The following is a 17,476-nucleotide window of genomic DNA, read 5'->3' as shown; positions in this document are numbered from 1 at the left end:
CGGTGATGACAAGACTCACCCAGCATGATGCGGATGGAGGACGGTATGTCGCTACTGACTGAGTCGGAACAGGTGCACGTCGAGCACCTCGAGGCCGATCCCGGGGACCAACACGTCGAACCCGATGCGGCAAAGGCGGATGCCGCGCCGCCGACCCGGCTGAAACGATCCGCGCCGCATTACGCGGCACTGTTCGGTGTGGCCGTCGCCGTTGCACTGGCGGTGCTGTTGTGCTGGTTGGGCTTTCGTGTTCACCAGGCACAGCAGGGGCAGGCCGAGCGCAGTCAGTTGCTGCACGCGGCCCGGCAGGGCGCGCTGAACCTGACGACCATCGACTATCGGCATGCCGACGCCGATGTGCATCGCATTCTGGACGGGGCGACGGGCGAGTTCTACAACGACTTCTCCAAGCGCTCACAGCCGTTCATCGAGGTACTGCAGCAAGCCAAGGCCGTCACGGTCGGCACCATCACCGAGGCGGGCCTTGAGGCGCAGCACGTCGGCGGCGCCGACGCGCTGGTTGCGGTGTCCGTGCAGACCTCGAATGCCGGTGAAAGCGACCCGGTTCCGCGGGTGTGGCGGATGCGGATCACCGTGCAGAAGGTGGGGGATCAGGTGAAGGTCTCCAATGTCGGATTCGTGCCGTGAGCGCGCTGGACTCGCCACCGGTGGGCGAGCGTTCTGACACCGAAACCGCCGACACGCCGGAAACCGATCGGAGCCCGGCGCGGCGCCGTATCGGCTGGTCGCGGCTGATCGCCTACGCGCTGTTGCCCGCGCTGGCGTTGTCACTGGCCGGCGGCGCGGGTCATCTGAAATGGCGGGCGGCCTGCGTGCACGACGACGCCGCTGCCCGTGCGCAATCCGTGCAGGCCGCGACCGACGGCACCGTCGCGCTGCTGTCCTATCGGCCCGACACCGTGCAGCAGGATCTCGAGGCAGCGCAGGGCCGGCTGACCGGTACATTCCTGAACGCCTACACGAAACTGACGCACGACGTGGTGATCCCCGGTTCGAAGCAGAAGCAGATCTCCGCGGTGGCCACCGTCCCCGGCGCCGCGTCGGTATCGGCCGCCACGGACCACGCCGTCGTGCTGCTCTTCGTGAACCAGACCGTCATCGTCGGCCAGAACGCGCCGACCAACACCGCATCCAGCGTCCGTGTGACCCTCGACAAGATCGACGGACGTTGGCTGATCTCACAATTCGACCCGATCTGAGCGCACAACCATGCAAACGCGTCTGGGCCCAGCCGAAAAGCCGTTCGCGGCGGCGGCTTTGGCAACTGCATTGTTACTCCCGACGGCGGTGGCGCCGCGCGCGCACGCGGACACGGTGGCCTATCTGGTCAACGTGACGATGCGGCCCGGCTATCACTTCGCCAACGCCGATGCCGCCTTGAGCTACGGACACAGCATCTGCGACAAGGTATCTCAGGGCCGCAGCTACGCCCAGGTCATGGGCGATGTGAAGGCCGACTTCAACACCGCCGACGAATATCAGGCCTCCTACCTGATCAGCCAAGCGGCTAACGAGTTGTGCCCCGCGCTGATCTGGCAACTACGAAACTCCGCAGCCCACTACCGACCGCCGGCCGCGGGCGGCTGACGGAGCCAATCGGAAGGAAAACCGACATGCGTCATCGACCACTGGCCCTGCTCGCCTCGCTGTGCACCGCCACCGGTGCCGTGTTCGGTATGCCCACCGCGCAGGCCGACAACAAGCGGCTCAACGACAGCGTGGTGGCCAACGTCTTCACCGTTCAGCATCAGGCCGGCTGCACCAATGACGTGAAGATCAATCCGCAATTGCAATTCGCCGCCCAACGGCATGCGGTCGACGTCCTCACCAACCGAAACCTCAACGACGACATTGGCTCTGACGGGTCCACGCCGCAAGACCGCGCGAACGCCGCCGGTTTCCACGGGCGGGTAGCCGAGACGGTCGCGCTCAATCCCGCGATCGCGATCAGTGGCATCGAGCTGATCAACCAGTGGTACTACAACCCGGGGTATTTCGCGATCATGTCCGACTGCGCCAACAGCCAGATCGGGGTGTGGTCGGAGAACGCGCGGGATCGCACCGTCGTGGTCGCCGTCTACGGACAACCCGACCGCCCTGTTGCCGTGCCACCCAGGGGAGCACCGCCGCCCGCTGTAGCGCTACAGGAGAATGTCCCACTTGATCCCAGTCCCGACTATGACGCGAGCGACGAGATCGAGTACGGCATCAATTGGCTCCCGTGGATCCTGCGTGGCGTGTATCCGCCGCCGGCGATTCCGCCTCAGTAGGGCGAACCGGCACAGCTGTGCGTCCGGGTAAACGGCAGCCAGTAGACGCCCGGGCCGTCGCCGGGGCGTCCCGGGCCGGACCAACCGCCTCGCGGGAGACGCCGGGGAGCTAATGGCGGTCACCGTATCCGGCTCCGACGCCGGTTTCCGGACAGCGTGAACATTGGTTTGCAGCGCGGGCCATCCGCCGCTTCTGAGCTGTGGTGTCGGCACTGGGCCGTGTTAGCCTGTCGATTCCCGTCGCGCAAGCCTCGGGCTCGGCAGACAAAGGAGTAACCGCGCAATGATGCGTTTCGTCCAAGCCGCGTCCGCGGCCGTGCTCGTCAGCGCGATTGCGGTGCCGCTGGCCGGCTGCAGCAGCAAGTCGACGGTCAAGCCCGATGGCGCAGCGCAATCGGTGGTCGACGTCGTCGCCAAGCAGACCGGCTTTCGTCCCGCCGATGTGCACTGCCCGGACGGTGTAGAGGCCAAAGTCGGCGTCCAGTTCGACTGTCACTTCACCGGCCCGGAGGGCAAGGAGTACACCGCCAACATGAAGATCACCAAGGTCAACGGCGAGCAGGTCGACTTCGCCGTCAACACCCACCCAAGCTAGGGCTGGCCGGGCCGCAGCCGATCGGCGGTGGCGGCCAGCACCTCGCGGCACCCGGCCCACATTTGCTTGATGATCTCGGCGGCCGGTGGGAGGTCGTCGATCCGGCCGGCGACCTGACCGGTGTTGGCGACACTGGCGTCCATATCGCCCTCGAAATAGAGTCGCTGGACGCGTTGCAACGCCGCGCCACCCTGCTCGAAAGAGGCTGACTTGTCCAGCTTTTCGGCGGCCGGAGTCCGGATGACACGCATCATTCGCTTGCCGTCCAGCGGCAGCAACACGGTGCCGGTCTCGTCGGCCGCCACGACGGCTTGTTTGAGGTTGCCGTGCACCGGCGAATCCGCCGAAGCCAGCAACCGCGTGCCCATCTGAACGGCTTCGGCACCGAGCACGAACGCGGCGGCCATCGATCGGGCGTCGCAGATCCCGCCGGCGGCGACGATCGGGATGTCGACGTGCGCGGCCACCAAAGGCAGCAGCACCATCGTCGACGCCCCGAACCGGTTCTTGAACCCGCCGCCCTCGACCCCCTCGACGACGAGGCCGTCCACGCCGGCGTCGACGGCTTTCTTGGCCGCTGCCAGGGTGCCCACCACGTGGAACACGGTGATGCCCGCGTCGTGCAGCCGCTCGGTGAACAGCGCGGGGCTCCCGGCCGAGGTGGTGACGAACCGAATGCCGTTGGCGACAAGCAGGTCGACGACCGCGAGGTCACGGTTGAACAGCAGTGCGATGTTCGCGCCCACCGAACCGCTGGTGAGGGTGTGCACCCGCTGAATGTCGGCCCGCCCCTGATCGGAGGTGGTCTCGATGATTCCCAATGCGCCGGCATTGGACACCGCGGCGGCGAGCTGAGCGCCGGCGATGTAGGTCATCGGCGCCTGGACGATCGGGATGTCGATCTGCGCGAGTTCGCAGACTCGGTTGGTCGCGGGCTCGACCCGGCCGGTGGTCATCGGTCCCGCGGATCGACGAGCTGGCGGAAGCGTTCCGCTCCGATGACGGAGGCACCGAGGCTTCGCACCCGGTCGGTCAGCGCCCGATCGGACGTCACGACCCGGATCTCGTCCGGTCTGGGGTCGGCGTGAACCAGTCGGACGATCTCGTCGTCGGCCGAGTTCGCGGCCGCTTTGGGCGCATGCGCGATCTCGATCACCGTCGACGTGATGGGAGTCGAAGGCGGTCGCTCAAACACCACCGTCACCGTGTCTCCTCGTGCGCTGGCCCAGTTGTCCAATCTGTCTACCAAAGCGACCATCGCACCGTCACGATCCCGCCACCAACCGTCGGGGCGGCTCCCGATGACGTTCATACCGTCGACGATCCAGCGCACCAGCCCACAGTAGGGCCGCCGCTACTCTGTGCTCCGCGCCAGGATGTCGGCGGCGATTCGCTCGGGGATCTCGATGTGGGGGCAGTGGCCGGCGTCGTCGTACTCGATCAGATCGGCCGCCGGCATTCGGTTGTGAAGTTCCTCGGCGATCGCCGCACCCGACACCGGATCACGCATGCCCCAAAGGAACGAGAGCGCGACAGCGGTGCGAGTCAGTGCGCCTTCGAAGCGAACCTTATTGGCGGCACGTTCTGGTATGTAGCGCAACAGCTTTCGCTGAATGTCGCGTCCGGGATCGTTTTCCCGGAACGCGTGATAGTGCAGCACGGCGAGTTCGCGGTCGAGTGGATGCTCGGGGGAGAACACCTCACCCCAGGTGCGAACAAACATCGACTCGGTGAAGACCCGTGCCAGCAGCGCCCCCACCACCGGAATCAGGCTGGCGCGCTGCGCGATTCGTGGCCGATATCGATCGGCGAAGAGGCCGGCGTTGAGAAGGATGCATCGCTTGATGTCCGCACCCCCTTCTTCCCGACGGGCGAGCAGCTCGGTTGCCACGATCGCGCCGTAGTCGTAGGCGACCACCGTCGGCGCCGACGCAGCGTATGCGGCGATGACCGCCTGGGCCAGGTCGGCCTGTTCGAACACGCTGTAGCGGTGTCCGAGCGGCTTGTCGCTCGCGCCGTAGCCGAGGAAGTCGAAACTGATCACCTCGTGGTGGCGTGCCAACTCCGGCTCGATCGCCGACCATTCGAACGACGACGCGGGAAACCCGTGCAGCAGAATCAACGGCGCGCCCTGGCCAACCCGACGGACGAAGACCCTCCGCGGCGTACCGCGCAGGGTCATTACCACCGTCTCTCCGCCGTTGCGCCATTCTTCCAGTGCGGTGGTCATACGCCCTCCCGACGATCAGTCTCAATTCGAGACCAAACGCTAACAGGAGTGGTCTCTTTTTGAAACCGCTGCAGGTACGATCGGTGCCATGCGCTACGAGGAACTCGCCGATTTCCCCTGCTCGATTACCAGGCCGCTGGTGGTCCTGGGGGATCGGTGGACGTTACTGGTCCTCAAGACCGCGTTCAACGGGGTCCGGCGTTTCAACGCTTTCCAGGCCGCTCTCGGAATTTCGCGCAGCAGGCTGCAGGACCGGCTCGACCGCCTCGTCGAGCACGAGATCCTGACCAAAACGAAGTCCTCCGACGGCAATTACGAGGAGTACCGGCTCACCCGAAAAGGCCAGGACGTCTATCCGGTGTTGATGGCGCTGCGCGACTGGGGCGATCGGTACATGGCCCCGGACGGACCGCCCGTGCACTTCCACCATCGCGACTGCCCAGGTGAGGCGCACGTCAGCCTCGCCTGCGACGTGTGCGGCAACACCCTTACCGCGCGCGATGTCGACCCCGTCCCGGGGCCCGGGCTGCGCTGAACACTAAAGGCGCCAGTAACACGCGATTTCGATGGCTAGACACTTTGGGTAATTGGTACGGTCACCGGTATCAGTTCCCGGGATCGACAAGGAGAGCGCCGATGACGTCGTTAGCCGATACGAGGGACCGCGTGGTTTCGCTGGCTCGCGGCATGCGCGACCTCGTGGCCGAGCAAGCCGCGGAGTCCGAGCGGATCCGCACGCTTTCCACGCCGATCGTGGACCAGATGTGGGCCAGCGGACTGATGTCGTCGTTCAATCCCGCGGTGGCCGGCGGTCTCGAGCCGTCGTTTACCGAGATGATCGAGACTTGGATCGAAATGGCTTGGCAGGACGGCTCATTCGGGTGGGTCGGCATCGCCAATCTGCCGTCGTCGTTCGCCGCGGCGGCCTATCTGCCCGACGAGGGCTTCGCCGAGGTGTTCACCAGGCACGACAACCGCGTGACACTGGGCGGCCAGTTCTTTCCCAATGGACAGGGGATCGTCGTCGACGGCGGTTATCAGCTAAGCGGCTCGTGGAGTTTCGGTTCCGGCATCGGCCATTCCGAATATGTAGCGGCCGGATTTCTGCCGCTGGACAACGGTGAGATGCGTTGGATCAGCGAAGGCCTGCCCGAGATGCACGTGGCCGTGCTGCCACGAGACCAGGTCAGCTTCAACGACGGATGGCATGTCCAGGGACTCAAGGGAACCGGGTCCTACGACTACAGCGTCACCGATGTGTTCGTCCCGGCCGGCCGCACCTTCGAACTGTTCGCCCGCAGGCCGCATCGCGGGACGTCGCCGGCCACCCGGATGGGCCTGATGCCGGTCACCGCCGCCGGCCACGCGTCGTGGGCGCTGGGCGTGGCCAAGAGCATGCTCGACGACGTGCAGGAACTCGCCGCTACCAAATTCCGGATGAGCGACATGGCGTCTCTGGCCAGCCGTCCCACCTTCCAAAAGGGCCTCGCGCACCATCGCGCGGCCTGGCGCGCGGCGCGCCTTCTGGTGCTCGACGCCTTCACCACCGCCGAGGCCGCGGTGGCCGCTGGCGACGACCTCACCCCGGCGTTGCGCGCGGATATGCGGGTAGCCGCTGTCTACGCGACCGATACGGCGCGAAGCTGCGCCGAATGGGCCCACCTGGTGGCGGGGACCAGCTCGATCCGCGAGGGCACCCGACTCGAGCGCGCGTTCCGCGACATCTACACCGGCACTCAACACGCCTTTATCAGTGAGAAGGTGGCCATCGACGCCGCGCAGATATGGCTGGGCATCATCGAGGACCAGCCGGGGCTGTAACGCGGCAAGCCGCTAAATCAGCTCCCCGCCGGCGTGCTTGCCTTCGGCATCTTTGCCGTCCGGGGTGCCGTCGTCGGTCAGCGAGGACGCCAGGGCTGGACCCGTTCCGCCCGCTGCTGCTCCGCTCGCGCCCGCTGCACTCGCGGCGGCTCCGCCGGCAGATGCACCGCCTGCCGATGCGCCGCCCAAACCACCCTGACCGACCGAACCGAGCGACGAGCCCAGCGAGCTGAGGGTGCTCAGCGGCGCGCTGCCGGCGCTGAGCAGTGTTGATGCCGCGCTCATGGCCGTAGGCATCGAGGCCGCCCCGGCCGCGGGGGCCGGCGCGACGGCCGCGCCTTCGACCAGGTTGGCCAACGCCGGGGTGCGGGCCGGCGTTCCGGCCGCGCCGGGCACCGTTTCGGCCCGCAGCAGCCGGGTGGCCGGAGCCGGACTGGCCAACGAACTCGACATGGGCGCGCCGGCGCTTTCGAACGCGACGGCGGTGGTGCGCGCCGCGTTGGTTTGCAGGGCGCCCGCGGCGGTCGCGTCGGTCTGGGCGTACATCCGGGTGATGTTCACCAACGCCGCGCCCGTCCGCGAAATCTCTTGGTGGGCGGCGGCGTGAGCGGCCAATGCCTTGCTGGCCTCGGCGGCAAACGCCATTGCGGCCTGCATCGAGACTTCCTCGGCGCCCGCGGGCACCAGCGCGGTCACCATCGGTGCCGCGGCGGCTCCGGCAGCCAAGGCGCCGGCGCCCATTGCCGTCAATTGGCCGCCGATGATGGCAACGGCCGGATCGTGCGACATGGATGTCATGTGCGTCCTGCTCCTAGCTATGTATGCGCCGGCACCGAGGCGGATTACATTGATTCTACCGAGGCGAGCGGCTGCCACAGGCACAAATTCTCGTCCGCACGGCGACGATGATCCGGTCAGAGGTGAGTCAACAACCGCTCGGTGAATTCCTCGGGATGTTCTCGGTGCATGAAATGCCCGCCGGGAACTTCCTCGACCACGTAGTCGGCCTCGAACATCCGGGCGGCGAACCGATAATCCGAAGGCTCGGCGACCGGATCGTCCAGTCCGGCAAAGGCAACCGTCGGCACCTTGATCCGCGCCTTCAGCGCCGCGCTCGGTATCGGGGAGAGCTTTCGGTAGTAGCCGAAGGCGGCGTTGAGACTCGCCGGATTCGCGAAGCTCGCACGCACGGCATCGAATTCGCTCGGATCCGGGTTCCAGGTCGGAGACCATCGCCGGTATATGGCGGGTAGCGCCGCGAAGTCGTTGCGCGCGAAGCGGTTCGGCGCCCCCGGCAGCTTGTAGGCCACGAAATGGCGCACGCCCCAGACCTTGCGCAACGTCGGTTTGAGGGCTGCCGGATGCGGAATGCCGATGACGAAAAGCTTTTTCACGCGATCCGGGCCCAGCGCGGCCGCGCCGTAGGCAGCTAAGGCTCCCCAATCGTGGCCGATCACGATGGCGTCGCGCGCCCCGAGCGCTTCGATCAACGCCAGCGGATCGCGGGCCAGGGTCTGTTGATCGGGGTCGCGGTCCGGGATCCCGCTGGGGTCATAGCCGCGCATGAAGGGACTCACCGCGCGATAGCCTTTGGCCGCGATCGCCGGGCGCAGCTGGTCCCAGGTATGCGCGGTGTCGGGGAACCCGTGCAGCATCAACGCGAGGGGGCCCGAGCCCTCCTCGAGATAGGCGAATCTGAGCCCATTCGCGTCGACGAACCGCACCGAATCTGCCATGACGCGCGCGACGTTACGCCGATGGTCGCGGCCACGCGAGCATCGCTTACCATCAGCGCATGCGCGGCTCAAAGATCCTGATCACCGGTCCGACCGGACAAGTTGCCACCCCCGTCGCCAAGGCGCTGGCGGCCGACAACGAAGTATGGGGCATCGCCCGGTTCACCAATCCCGCGGTTCGCGAGGATCTCGAGAAGGCGGGCGTGCGGTGCCAGACGGTCAACCTGGCCGCCGGCGACTTCGCCGGTCTTCCAAACGACTTCGACTACGTCCTGAATCTCGCCGTGGCCAAGAGCGGCCACTGGGACAGGGATCTGGCCGCCAACGCCGAATCCGTGGGACTGCTGATGGCGCATTGCCGTAGCGCAAAAGCCTTCGTGCACTGCTCATCTGGGGCTGTCTACGACCCGCCGGGCGACGAAGTCCGGACCGAGGACGCCGCGTTGGGTGACAACCACAAGCCGCTGTTCCCCACCTATTCCATCTCGAAAATTGCCGGCGAGGTCGTCGCCCGGACGATGGCGCGCGCCCTGAACGTGCCCACGACGATCGCCCGCCTCAACGTCCCCTACGGCGACAACGGCGGGTGGCCGTTCTATCACATGGAGATGATGCTGGCCGGCATCCCGATTCCGGTCCCGGCCGGCGGGCCGGCCCGCTACACCCCGATTCACGAGGATGACATCATCGCCAGCATTCCGAAGCTCTTCGCGGTGGCGTCGGTGCCGGCCACCACTCTCAACTGGTGCGGCGAACAGAACGTCAGCCTGCAGGAATGGTGCACCTACCTCGGATCACTGGTCGGCAAGGAGCCGGTGTTCGAGGAGAGCGGCCAGGCGCTGCGCGGTAACCCCACCGACGCCAGCCGGATGCGCGAGCTCGTCGGCCCCGCGACGGTCGACTGGCGTGACGGCATGCGACGCATGGCGATCAAGTTCCACCCCGAGCTCGTCAGCGCGTAAGCGCGGCTACCAGTAGCGCATCGCGGAGCCGAACAAATCGGCCAGCACCGGCTTGCTCATCTCGCGCGGCGCATTCTGCAGCAGGCGCTGCTGGGGGAAGGCGCCCTCGGTGAGGGCGGTGATGTCGTCGGGTGTGTAGCCCACCCCGCCAAGCCCATTGGGCATGCCCACCGCGCGCATGACGCGGATGAGTTCGGTGGCGAGCACCTCGCCCGCGTCGTCGGGTCCGGCGTCTCGGGTGTCGGCGCCCAGCAGCCGGGCCGCCTCGGTGTGCCGTTGCGGGCTGGCCTGTGCGGTGAACCGAAATACCGCGGGCGCGTTGACGATCACGGACATGCCGTGCGGCACCAGCGGCTCATCGTCCGGGTAGCCCGCGGGGTGGAAGTCCCGCACCAGCCCGGCGACCGCGTAGGCCATGCCGTGGGGCGCGTGCACGCCCGCATTGCCGAAGGCGATCCCTGCCAGCGTCGCGGCCCACATCATCTGCTCACGCGCCTCGCTGTCCGAGGCGTCTCGAACCGCCGGCTCCAAATTGCGGCCCAGTACCCGTAGCGCTTCGCTGCAGCCCAGGTCGCTCCACGGATTGGCGCCCTGACTCATCGGCCGCAGGCTGGGTCGCGGGGGAGCGGGCCGGTGCACGTAAGGGCGCGCGGTGTAGGACTCGAGGGCGTGCGACAGAACGTCGAGGCCCGCCGCGGCGACGACTCCGGCGGGCAGGCTCGCCGTGCAATCGGGGTCGACGAGCGCCTCGGTGGGCCGCAACGCGGGCGAGGCGATTCCGGTCTTGACCGTCAACGACAGCAGATCGAATATCGCGATGCCGGTGACCTCACTGCCGGTGCCCGCGGTGGTGGGACAGGCGATGTGCGGCTTGAGCGGTCCGGGAACCGGCGCGCCATCGCCAATGGGCGCGTTGACGTAAGCCAGGAAGTCCGCCGGGTAGGTGGCGTAGAGATTGGCGGCCTTGCACGTGTCGATGACCGACCCGCCGCCGAGCGAGACATAACCGTCGGGCCTCGCCTCCCGGGCGAAGCGCGTCGCCTCGGCGAAGGATGCGTCCGTTGGTTCCACGTGTACGTCGGTGTAGGTGACCACGTCCACACCGGCCGCGACCAGCGAGTCGCGTGCTGTGGCGAAGATGGGCAGGCCGGCCACTCTCGCATCGGAGAAAAGGGCCACCCGGCGCACACCCAGCGCGGCGGCTCGCTCACCCAACTCCGCGAGACAGCCGCGCCCGAACGTGATCCGGGAAGAATCGACGGTGAAGGCTCCGTCGCAGCCCTCGGCCACAGCCGGGAATTCGCAGCACCCCATCGCGACGGGAATCTACCGTTCTGGGGGTCTGACAACGCGGGCGGCCGCTTCGACGGCGGCGGCGCGACGGCTGGCGACAACGGCTGGATCCGCCGTTGCGAGCGCGGGATCGGGAAAGTGCGCCCAGCTCAAGCCAATCGCGAACAGCAAAACGATCAGCTGCTCGGGTTCCCACGCCGGATCGACATAACCTTCGGCCTGCGCTTCTCGCAGGGCGGCGATGGCCTTCTCGGGCGGATGCACGCCGTCCACCTCGGGTTTGTCGAGCGGAAAGCCCTCCAATCGCGCCCAGGTGATCATCCGGATGTGTTCGGGCCGGCGCTGCGCGAGATCGAAGACCCCGCCGACGAACTCGGGGACCGCATCGGGGCGCAGCTCGACGGCCCGAAAGAACTCGGCTCCGTCGGTGGCGACCACGTCGCGAAAGAGGGTTTCCTTGTCACCGAAATGTGCGTAGAGGCGTTCCTTGCTCGCGCTGGCAATGCGCGCGATGCGATCGACGCGCGCTCCGGCCAACCCGTACTGGGCGAACTCAGCGCGCGCCGCGGCGAGGATCTCGTCGCGGAGCTCCGTCGTGGATCGCACGAAAACATCATACGCAGACGAACTGGTTCGTTTGTTATAGTGGTGGCAACCAGACAGAAAGTGAGGCAATCATGAATGCAGCCAGTGTTGTCGAGCAGGCGATTGAAACGATGCCACGGGGAGGCCCCGAGGCGACCTGGTTGGACCGGCGTTTTCAGACGGACGCGTTGGAGTATCTCGACCGCGATGATGTCCCCGACGAGGTCAAGCAGAAGGTCATCGGAATGCTCGACCGGTTGGGCACTCTGACCAACCAGCACGAGAACTACGCACGCACCGCGCTGGAGCTCGTTGCCCACGTCCCGAATCCGCGCATCCTGGAACTTGGTGCGGGCCACGGCAAGCTGTCGGCGAAGATCCTGGATCTGCATCCGACGGCTACCGTCACGGTCAGTGATCTGGACCCGACCTCGGTCGCCAACATCGCCGCCGGCGAGCTGGGCAACCACCCGCGGGCGCGTACCCAGGTCGTCGACGCCACCGCCATCGACGCCCCCGACGGCTGCTACGACCTGGTCGTGTTCGCGCTCGCATTTCACCACCTGCCGCCGGCGGTCGCCTGTCGCGCAATCGCCGAGGCCACGCGCGTCGGCAAGCGGTTCCTGGTCATCGACCTCAAGCGACAATCGCCCCTGCGCACCTTGCTGCTTCCGGTGACCGCCCTGCCGATCAATCTGGCGCGCATGCCATGGTCCTGGATCTGGCCGGGCCTGCACGACGGATTCATCAGCGCGCTGCGCGCCTACAGCCTGTCGGCTCTCGAGACGCTCGGCCGGGCCGCGGATCCGGGAATGCGAATCCAAACATCGTCCGCGCCAACACGGTTCGGTCCACCGTCAAACATTGTCGTCTTCTCCCGTCCCCAGTTGCCCGACCATGACTGACGGCACCGACCTGGCGGCCATCATGGAGCCGAATCGGCGGGTCCAGACTCTGCGCACCGTGCTCGACACGATGACCGAACGGCTCCGCCCCGTGGTCGAGCTTTGCCGGCCCTATGTCGACGGTGCGGAGAATCTATCCGGCGACGGACGATTCCTGTTGGTGGGCAACCACACTCAGGCCGGTTCCGAGATATTCATGATCTCCGACGCGGTGCGGCGGAAGATCGGCAGCCGGGTACGGCCGCTGGCCGACCGGAATTTCGGGCGCATGCGCGGGCTACCCGCCGATCTGATCGCGGCATTCGGCGGGGTGGTCGGCGCACCGGAGACCGCGCGCGAACTGATGGCCCACGACCAGACCATTCTGGTGTTTCCCGGCGGAGGGCGCGAGATAGGGAAATTCAAGGGCGAGGAGTACACGTTGCAGTGGCGGGGACGCTCGGGCTTCGCTCGGCTGTCCGTGGAAAACGGCTACCCGATCGTGCCGGCCGGTCTGGTCGGCGGCGACGACGTGTACCGCAGTTGGACAACGCGTGACGGTCTCTACGCGAAATTCAGTGCAGCACTCAGCCGTAAGTTAAACGGCCGACCGGACATGGCGATGCCACTGCTGCGGGGAATCGGCCCGACATTGATCCCACGACCGCAGCGCATGTACCTGCGCTTCGGCGCGCCGATCGACACCAGCAGGCCGCTTGGCATCGGGTTGTCGGAATGGGTAGAGGTCGTGAAGGGCCAAACTCAGCGTGCGCTTGAACAAATCCTGGTGGAGTTGCAGCAGCTTCGAGAGGCCGATCCATATCGCGGACTCAACCCGCTGGCGTGGCGCGAGGCGATCGCGCCCGGACACTGAGCCTTGCCCGGCGGAGTCCAGACAACCCGAAAACTGCGCGGCGCGAATGGCGGCAGAGTTGGCCCACGGGCATGATGCACCCATGCCGCTGTACGTGCGTCACACCCGGTCGGCGCGAATCGTCGAACTGCCGCGCCGGATTTGCGGCCAGTTGGCCGAGCACGCCGCGTCCCGTCAAGTCGACCTCAACGATGTCCAGGTTTGGCTGACGCATAGCGAAAACCCGCCGGCCAGTTCGGCGTTCGGCAAGCTGCTGCGGCGGCGCGCCAATCCGGCCGATCCCGACGAAGAGCACTGGACCGCGGTGGTGCTGCATCCGACGCAACTGCTCGTGGCCACCGACGGGGCAAGGCGCGGGACCACGGTCATTTCGCTGCCGTTGGCGCAGGCGTCGATGACCACCGAGGCGGTCTCCGGCGATCCCGCCGGATTCACGATTACCGGCTTCGGCGGCGAGCAAACCGGCAGTTACTACGTCGGGCTGGGGCCCGAACCCGATGCGGCCGGCTGCATTTCGGCGGTGCACGGGGCGATCAGCGGGGCCAAGCGCTAGACCACGCCGAGCCGGCCGACACGGCGAAATCTTGACCGGGCTACGATCGCAATGCTAAGCAGGTGCTCAGCATACGGGCACGGGAGCGCCGGGCTCGATCAGGGTTGATCGGGAAGGGAACACATGACTCTGCAGGCAGTACTGGACGACCTAAGTAAGCGCACCGGCTCGGGTGAGGTCATTCCGATCATCAATCCCGCGACCGAAGAGATCATCACCGAGTTCACCGACTGCGGACCGGAAGCGGTGGACGAGGCGGTCGCCCGCGCGAAGGCATCCTTCGAATCGGGCGTCTGGTCGCAGCTTCCCGGACGCGAGCGGGCCAAGGTTTTGTGGCGGATCGGGGAGTTGGTCGACGAGCACGCCGAGGAGTTCGCCCAACTCGACTCGCTCAACACGGGCATGCCCCTGATGCAGGCACAGTTGCAGATGTCGACGGTTTCGGAGTTCTTCCGCTACTACGCCGGCTGGTGTACGAAGCTCAACGGCGTCGCCTACGACGTCAAGACCGACGGCATCGCGTCGGACGCCTACGTGGACATGCACGCCTACACGCTCAAGGAGCCGTACGGCGTGGTGGGGCTGATCTTCCCGTGGAACGGCCCGATCTTCAACGCGAGCGCGAAGCTTGCGCCGGCCCTGGCCGCGGGCAGCAGCCTGCTGGTCAAGCCCGCCGAGGAGACGCCGCTGTCGGCAGTGCTGTTGGACCGGCTCATCCACGAGGCCGGCGTTCCCGAGGGTGTGGTCAACCTGCTGACCGGATACGGGCACACCGCGGGCGCGGCTATCACCGCGCACGCGGGAGTCGAGAAAGTCGCCTTCACCGGGTCGACCGAGGTTGGCAAGGAGATCGTGCGGGCATCGGCCGGCAACCTGAAGAAGGTCACGCTCGAACTCGGCGGCAAGTCGCCGGTGCTGATCTTCGACGACGCCGACATGAACAAGGCCCTGATGATGGCGTCGCTGGGCATCTTCGTGCACTCCGGCCAGGGCTGCGTCTGCGGATCGCGGATCTTTGCCCAACGCGGCGTGTACGACCAGGTCGTAGAAGGCATCTCCATGATGGCGAATACGTTCAAGCTTGGTGCTCCGAGCGAGGAAGGCTGCGTCAGCGGCCCGCTGATCAGCCAGAAGCAGCTGACCCGCGTGATGGGCTTCATCGACGAGGGCAAAAGCGACGGCGTCGAGGTGGTCACCGGCGGCTACCGGCTGGACCGCAAGGGTTACTTCGTGCACCCGACGGTGCTCACCAACGTTGACACGGGCATGCGGCTCTACCAGCAGGAGATCTTCGGGCCGGTCGTCACCATCCTGCCGTTCGACGACGAGGACGAGGCCGTGGCGCTGGCCAATGACACGACATACGGCCTGGCGGCCACCGCGTGGACGCAGGATGTCAGCCGGGCCCACCGGATGCTCAAGCGACTGCAGGCCGGCAGCGTCCAGGTGAACTGCCAGTTGGTGTTCGACCACGACGTACCGTTCGGCGGCCACAAGCAGTCGGGCTGGGGACACGAGTTCGGCAAAGAGGGCATCGACATCTACCTGAAGACGAAGTCGGCCTGGATTCAGCTCTAATATCCGCTGCCACAACAAGATAGCTCCGAACCCATCCGGGTTCGGAGCTATCTGCCCCTCAGACTCAAGACGTTCTGTTGTACCGAGTCAGGAACCCGATGGACGCCACCGCCGCGGCGGTGCCGATCACGCCCCACAGCACCAGCTGGAAAGCCATCGCTCCGAAGAACCAGCCGAACGTCATTCCGATGTAGAGCATCCAAATCAGCCGGAAAAAGCTCCAGACTGCAACCAGGCCGGTGCTGATCCCGATGTACAGGCTCCGTTGGCGATCGACGCGATTGATCTGCTCTTGGATGCCGGTCGGCACGATGTTCATTTGCTGTCTTCCTTTCGTGGGGCGCCACCTCCGTGGCGGCGTCGATGCGATAAGTACAGACACCCACACCGGCTACCGATCCCAACAACGTCGGTGACCGACGGGCCACGCGCAGGTCAGGATGCCTGCGCGGGTTCCTCGATCGGGCCGTTCATCTCGACCAAGAAGTGGCGATAACGCTCGGCGTGGGCGGGGCGGCGCCGGATGACCAGCCATCCGGCAGCGAGCAACACGAACCACAGGGGGAACCACGCCAGGGCGATCAAGGTGTCCTTTTCCGTCGTGAGCGTCCACGTGACGAAAGCGAAGAACGCGAGGACGACCCAGCACATCACCCGCCCACCGGGCATCTTGAAGGCAGAGTCCGCGTGGCGTTGTGCGTGCCGGCGGCGATAGACGAGGTAGCTCATCGGGATCATCGCCCAGACGAACATGAAGAGCAGCGCCGAAATGGTTGTCACCAGGGTGAATGCACCGATCACGGAACCGCCGACGTGCAGTACGGGGATGGCGGTCAGCAGCAGTGCGGCCGTCACGAACAGGGCAGACGCCGGCACGCCGCCGCGGTTCAGCCGGCGGAAAACCGCCGGGGCGCTCCCTTCGTCGGCCAGACCGTAAAGCATGCGGCCGGTGGAGTACATCCCGGAGTTGGCGGAGGAGGAGGCCGCGGTGATCACGACGAAGTTGACGATCGACGCCGCACCGCCAAGTCCGGCCAGGGAGAACATCGCGACAAACGGGGACTGGTTGCTGTCGAACCGCCGCCATTCGACAACGGTGAGGATCACCAGCAGCGCACCGATATAGAAGATCGCCACGCGCAGCGGCACCGCGTTGATCGCGCGAGGAAGAGTGCGACGCGGGTCAGCCGTCTCGGCCGCCGCGGCGCCGACGAGTTCCACGCCCACGAACGCGAAAAACGCGACCTGGAATCCGCCGACCATGCCCGCGAAGCCCGTGGCGAAGAAACCGCCGTTGTTCCAAAGGTTTTCGATCGTCGCGGGATGTCCCTGCGGCGAAACGAAATTGGTTGCCAGCAGGAGCGCTCCGACGACCATCAGGCTGATGATCGCGACGATTTTGATTAAGGCGAACCAGAATTCGATCTCCCCGAAGTTGCGCACGCTGAACAGATTGATGAGCAGGATCAGAACACCCGCGATCAGCGCCGGCACCCATGCCGGGAGACCGGGCCACCAGAACTGTAGGTAGCCCGCGATCGCGACGAGTTCCGCGATGCCCGTGACGATCCAGGCGAACCAGTACGACCACCCGACGAAAAACCCTGCCGCGGGCCCCAATAGGTCGGCCGCGAAGTCGACGAAGGACTTGTAGTTCAGGTTCGACAACAGCAGCTCGCCCATCGCGCGCAGCACGAAAAACAGGAAAAAACCGATGATCCCGTAAACCAAAACCACCGATGGGCCGGCCCGGGAGATTGTTCGCCCGGCGCCCATGAACAGACCGGTCCCGATCGTTCCTCCGATCGCGATCAACTGAATGTGACGGTTGGACAGGCCTCGGTGCAGCTGGGGCACAGCAGGATTGAGCTCGGCGACGTCCTCGACCATGTGTCACGTCCTAGTGGTTCCAAGCTGTCGGTAGCCACCAGCTAATCAGTGCTGTAGCCAAACACGATAATTCCCATCTTCTCGTGCCGCTGCCGACCACGCCGATTGTCAATCGACGTAACGCTCAGCTGCGTGGGCTCGTTGCGGCGAGCAAAGAAAGCCGGTGCGGGGACAGCGGGTCACG

At 66.1% G+C, this 17,476-nt stretch carries 21 protein-coding genes; 12 read left to right on the top strand and 9 right to left on the bottom strand.

Features of this window, described 5'->3' with window-relative positions:
* Positions 1 to 45 precede the first annotated feature (45 nt).
* From SKC41_RS17770 to SKC41_RS17750, 5 genes are all read left to right on the top strand, one after another.
* Entirely contained in the window at positions 46 to 648 is a 603-nt protein-coding gene (locus SKC41_RS17770; RefSeq protein WP_330979019.1) for a mammalian cell entry protein, read from the top strand.
* 89 nt (positions 649 to 737) lie between these two features.
* The gene (locus tag SKC41_RS17765; protein WP_330979540.1) at positions 738 to 1,220 is read left to right on the top strand and encodes a hypothetical protein; all 483 of its coding nucleotides are present in this window, start codon (positions 738 to 740) and stop codon (positions 1,218 to 1,220) included.
* 10 nt (positions 1,221 to 1,230) lie between these two features.
* Complete coding sequence (locus SKC41_RS17760) at positions 1,231 to 1,608, top strand: DUF732 domain-containing protein (protein ID WP_330979018.1); 378 nt, start codon at positions 1,231 to 1,233, stop codon at positions 1,606 to 1,608.
* 89 nt (positions 1,609 to 1,697) lie between these two features.
* Positions 1,698 to 2,291, top strand: a complete 594-nt coding sequence (locus SKC41_RS17755; RefSeq protein WP_330979539.1) for a CAP domain-containing protein — start codon at positions 1,698 to 1,700, stop codon at positions 2,289 to 2,291.
* 283 nt (positions 2,292 to 2,574) lie between these two features.
* Positions 2,575 to 2,886: a DUF4333 domain-containing protein gene (locus tag SKC41_RS17750; protein ID WP_239719835.1), complete on the top strand. Its 312-nt coding sequence runs from the start codon at positions 2,575 to 2,577 to the stop codon at positions 2,884 to 2,886.
* On the opposite strand, the gene SKC41_RS17745 is transcribed toward SKC41_RS17750, so the two are convergent.
* The 3 genes from SKC41_RS17745 to SKC41_RS17735 are packed head-to-tail and all read right to left on the bottom strand — an operon-like array spanning position 2,883 to position 5,116.
* Positions 2,883 to 3,842 carry an NAD(P)H-dependent flavin oxidoreductase gene (locus SKC41_RS17745; RefSeq protein ID WP_330979017.1) on the bottom strand — a complete coding sequence of 320 codons (960 nt, stop codon included), beginning with the start codon at positions 3,840 to 3,842 and terminating at the stop codon, positions 2,883 to 2,885. The two genes, SKC41_RS17750 and SKC41_RS17745, sit on opposite strands and share 4 nt — an antisense overlap.
* Positions 3,839 to 4,219 (bottom strand): NYN domain-containing protein, encoded by a 381-nt coding sequence (locus tag SKC41_RS17740; protein ID WP_330979016.1) that lies wholly within the window; start codon positions 4,217 to 4,219, stop codon positions 3,839 to 3,841. The genes SKC41_RS17745 and SKC41_RS17740 overlap by 4 nt, the downstream gene beginning before the upstream one ends.
* Before the next feature lie 21 nt (positions 4,220 to 4,240).
* The gene (locus tag SKC41_RS17735) at positions 4,241 to 5,116 is read right to left on the bottom strand and encodes an alpha/beta fold hydrolase (protein ID WP_330979015.1); all 876 of its coding nucleotides are present in this window, start codon (positions 5,114 to 5,116) and stop codon (positions 4,241 to 4,243) included.
* An 88-nt stretch (positions 5,117 to 5,204) separates the two neighbouring features.
* Between SKC41_RS17735 and SKC41_RS17730 the strand changes: the two genes are divergently transcribed.
* Together SKC41_RS17730 and SKC41_RS17725 are read left to right on the top strand one after the other, a co-directional pair.
* Positions 5,205 to 5,651 (top strand): winged helix-turn-helix transcriptional regulator, encoded by a 447-nt coding sequence (locus tag SKC41_RS17730; protein ID WP_330979014.1) that lies wholly within the window; start codon positions 5,205 to 5,207, stop codon positions 5,649 to 5,651.
* Positions 5,652 to 5,752: 101 nt separating this feature from the next.
* A complete protein-coding gene (locus SKC41_RS17725) occupies positions 5,753 to 6,937 on the top strand; it encodes an acyl-CoA dehydrogenase family protein (RefSeq protein WP_330979013.1) in 1,185 nt (394 codons plus the stop codon).
* A 12-nt stretch (positions 6,938 to 6,949) separates the two neighbouring features.
* Here SKC41_RS17725 and SKC41_RS17720 read toward each other — a convergent pair whose 3' ends face one another.
* Both SKC41_RS17720 and SKC41_RS17715 read right to left on the bottom strand, forming a co-directional pair.
* On the bottom strand, positions 6,950 to 7,735 hold the full coding sequence (locus tag SKC41_RS17720) for a PE domain-containing protein (RefSeq protein WP_330979012.1): 786 nt from the start codon (positions 7,733 to 7,735) through the stop codon (positions 6,950 to 6,952).
* A 116-nt stretch (positions 7,736 to 7,851) separates the two neighbouring features.
* On the bottom strand, positions 7,852 to 8,673 hold the full coding sequence (locus SKC41_RS17715; protein WP_330979011.1) for an alpha/beta fold hydrolase: 822 nt from the start codon (positions 8,671 to 8,673) through the stop codon (positions 7,852 to 7,854).
* 59 nt (positions 8,674 to 8,732) lie between these two features.
* On the opposite strand from SKC41_RS17715, the gene SKC41_RS17710 reads away from it, so the two are divergent.
* Positions 8,733 to 9,635: an NAD-dependent epimerase/dehydratase family protein gene (locus tag SKC41_RS17710; RefSeq protein WP_330979010.1), complete on the top strand. Its 903-nt coding sequence runs from the start codon at positions 8,733 to 8,735 to the stop codon at positions 9,633 to 9,635.
* Positions 9,636 to 9,641: 6 nt separating this feature from the next.
* Here SKC41_RS17710 and SKC41_RS17705 read toward each other — a convergent pair whose 3' ends face one another.
* Together SKC41_RS17705 and SKC41_RS17700 are read right to left on the bottom strand one after the other, a co-directional pair.
* Positions 9,642 to 10,949, bottom strand: a complete 1,308-nt coding sequence (locus tag SKC41_RS17705; protein ID WP_330979009.1) for a hydroxyacid-oxoacid transhydrogenase — start codon at positions 10,947 to 10,949, stop codon at positions 9,642 to 9,644.
* 12 nt (positions 10,950 to 10,961) lie between these two features.
* Positions 10,962 to 11,534 (bottom strand): TetR family transcriptional regulator, encoded by a 573-nt coding sequence (locus tag SKC41_RS17700; RefSeq protein ID WP_330979008.1) that lies wholly within the window; start codon positions 11,532 to 11,534, stop codon positions 10,962 to 10,964.
* Between the two features lie 71 nt (positions 11,535 to 11,605).
* Between SKC41_RS17700 and SKC41_RS17695 the strand changes: the two genes are divergently transcribed.
* From SKC41_RS17695 to SKC41_RS17680, 4 genes are all read left to right on the top strand, one after another.
* Positions 11,606 to 12,418: a class I SAM-dependent methyltransferase gene (locus tag SKC41_RS17695; protein WP_330979007.1), complete on the top strand. Its 813-nt coding sequence runs from the start codon at positions 11,606 to 11,608 to the stop codon at positions 12,416 to 12,418.
* Positions 12,411 to 13,271 carry a lysophospholipid acyltransferase family protein gene (locus tag SKC41_RS17690; protein WP_330979006.1) on the top strand — a complete coding sequence of 287 codons (861 nt, stop codon included), beginning with the start codon at positions 12,411 to 12,413 and terminating at the stop codon, positions 13,269 to 13,271. Before SKC41_RS17695 ends, SKC41_RS17690 begins: the two co-directional genes overlap by 8 nt.
* An 82-nt stretch (positions 13,272 to 13,353) precedes the next feature.
* A complete protein-coding gene (locus SKC41_RS17685; RefSeq protein WP_330979005.1) occupies positions 13,354 to 13,824 on the top strand; it encodes a hypothetical protein in 471 nt (156 codons plus the stop codon).
* Positions 13,825 to 13,947: 123 nt separating this feature from the next.
* Positions 13,948 to 15,402 carry an aldehyde dehydrogenase family protein gene (locus tag SKC41_RS17680; protein WP_330979004.1) on the top strand — a complete coding sequence of 485 codons (1,455 nt, stop codon included), beginning with the start codon at positions 13,948 to 13,950 and terminating at the stop codon, positions 15,400 to 15,402.
* A 64-nt stretch (positions 15,403 to 15,466) separates the two neighbouring features.
* On the opposite strand, the gene SKC41_RS17675 is transcribed toward SKC41_RS17680, so the two are convergent.
* Together SKC41_RS17675 and SKC41_RS17670 are read right to left on the bottom strand one after the other, a co-directional pair.
* On the bottom strand, positions 15,467 to 15,721 hold the full coding sequence (locus tag SKC41_RS17675) for a hypothetical protein (RefSeq protein WP_330979003.1): 255 nt from the start codon (positions 15,719 to 15,721) through the stop codon (positions 15,467 to 15,469).
* A gap of 116 nt (positions 15,722 to 15,837) precedes the next feature.
* Positions 15,838 to 17,292, bottom strand: a complete 1,455-nt coding sequence (locus tag SKC41_RS17670) for an amino acid permease (protein ID WP_330979002.1) — start codon at positions 17,290 to 17,292, stop codon at positions 15,838 to 15,840.
* Between the last annotated feature and the right edge of the window lie 184 nt (positions 17,293 to 17,476).

Origin of the sequence: Mycobacterium sp. 050128 (assembly GCF_036409155.1) — a bacterium.
Lineage (GTDB): Bacteria > Actinomycetota > Actinomycetes > Mycobacteriales > Mycobacteriaceae > Mycobacterium.
This window is presented reverse-complemented; position numbering and strand designations above follow the sequence as displayed.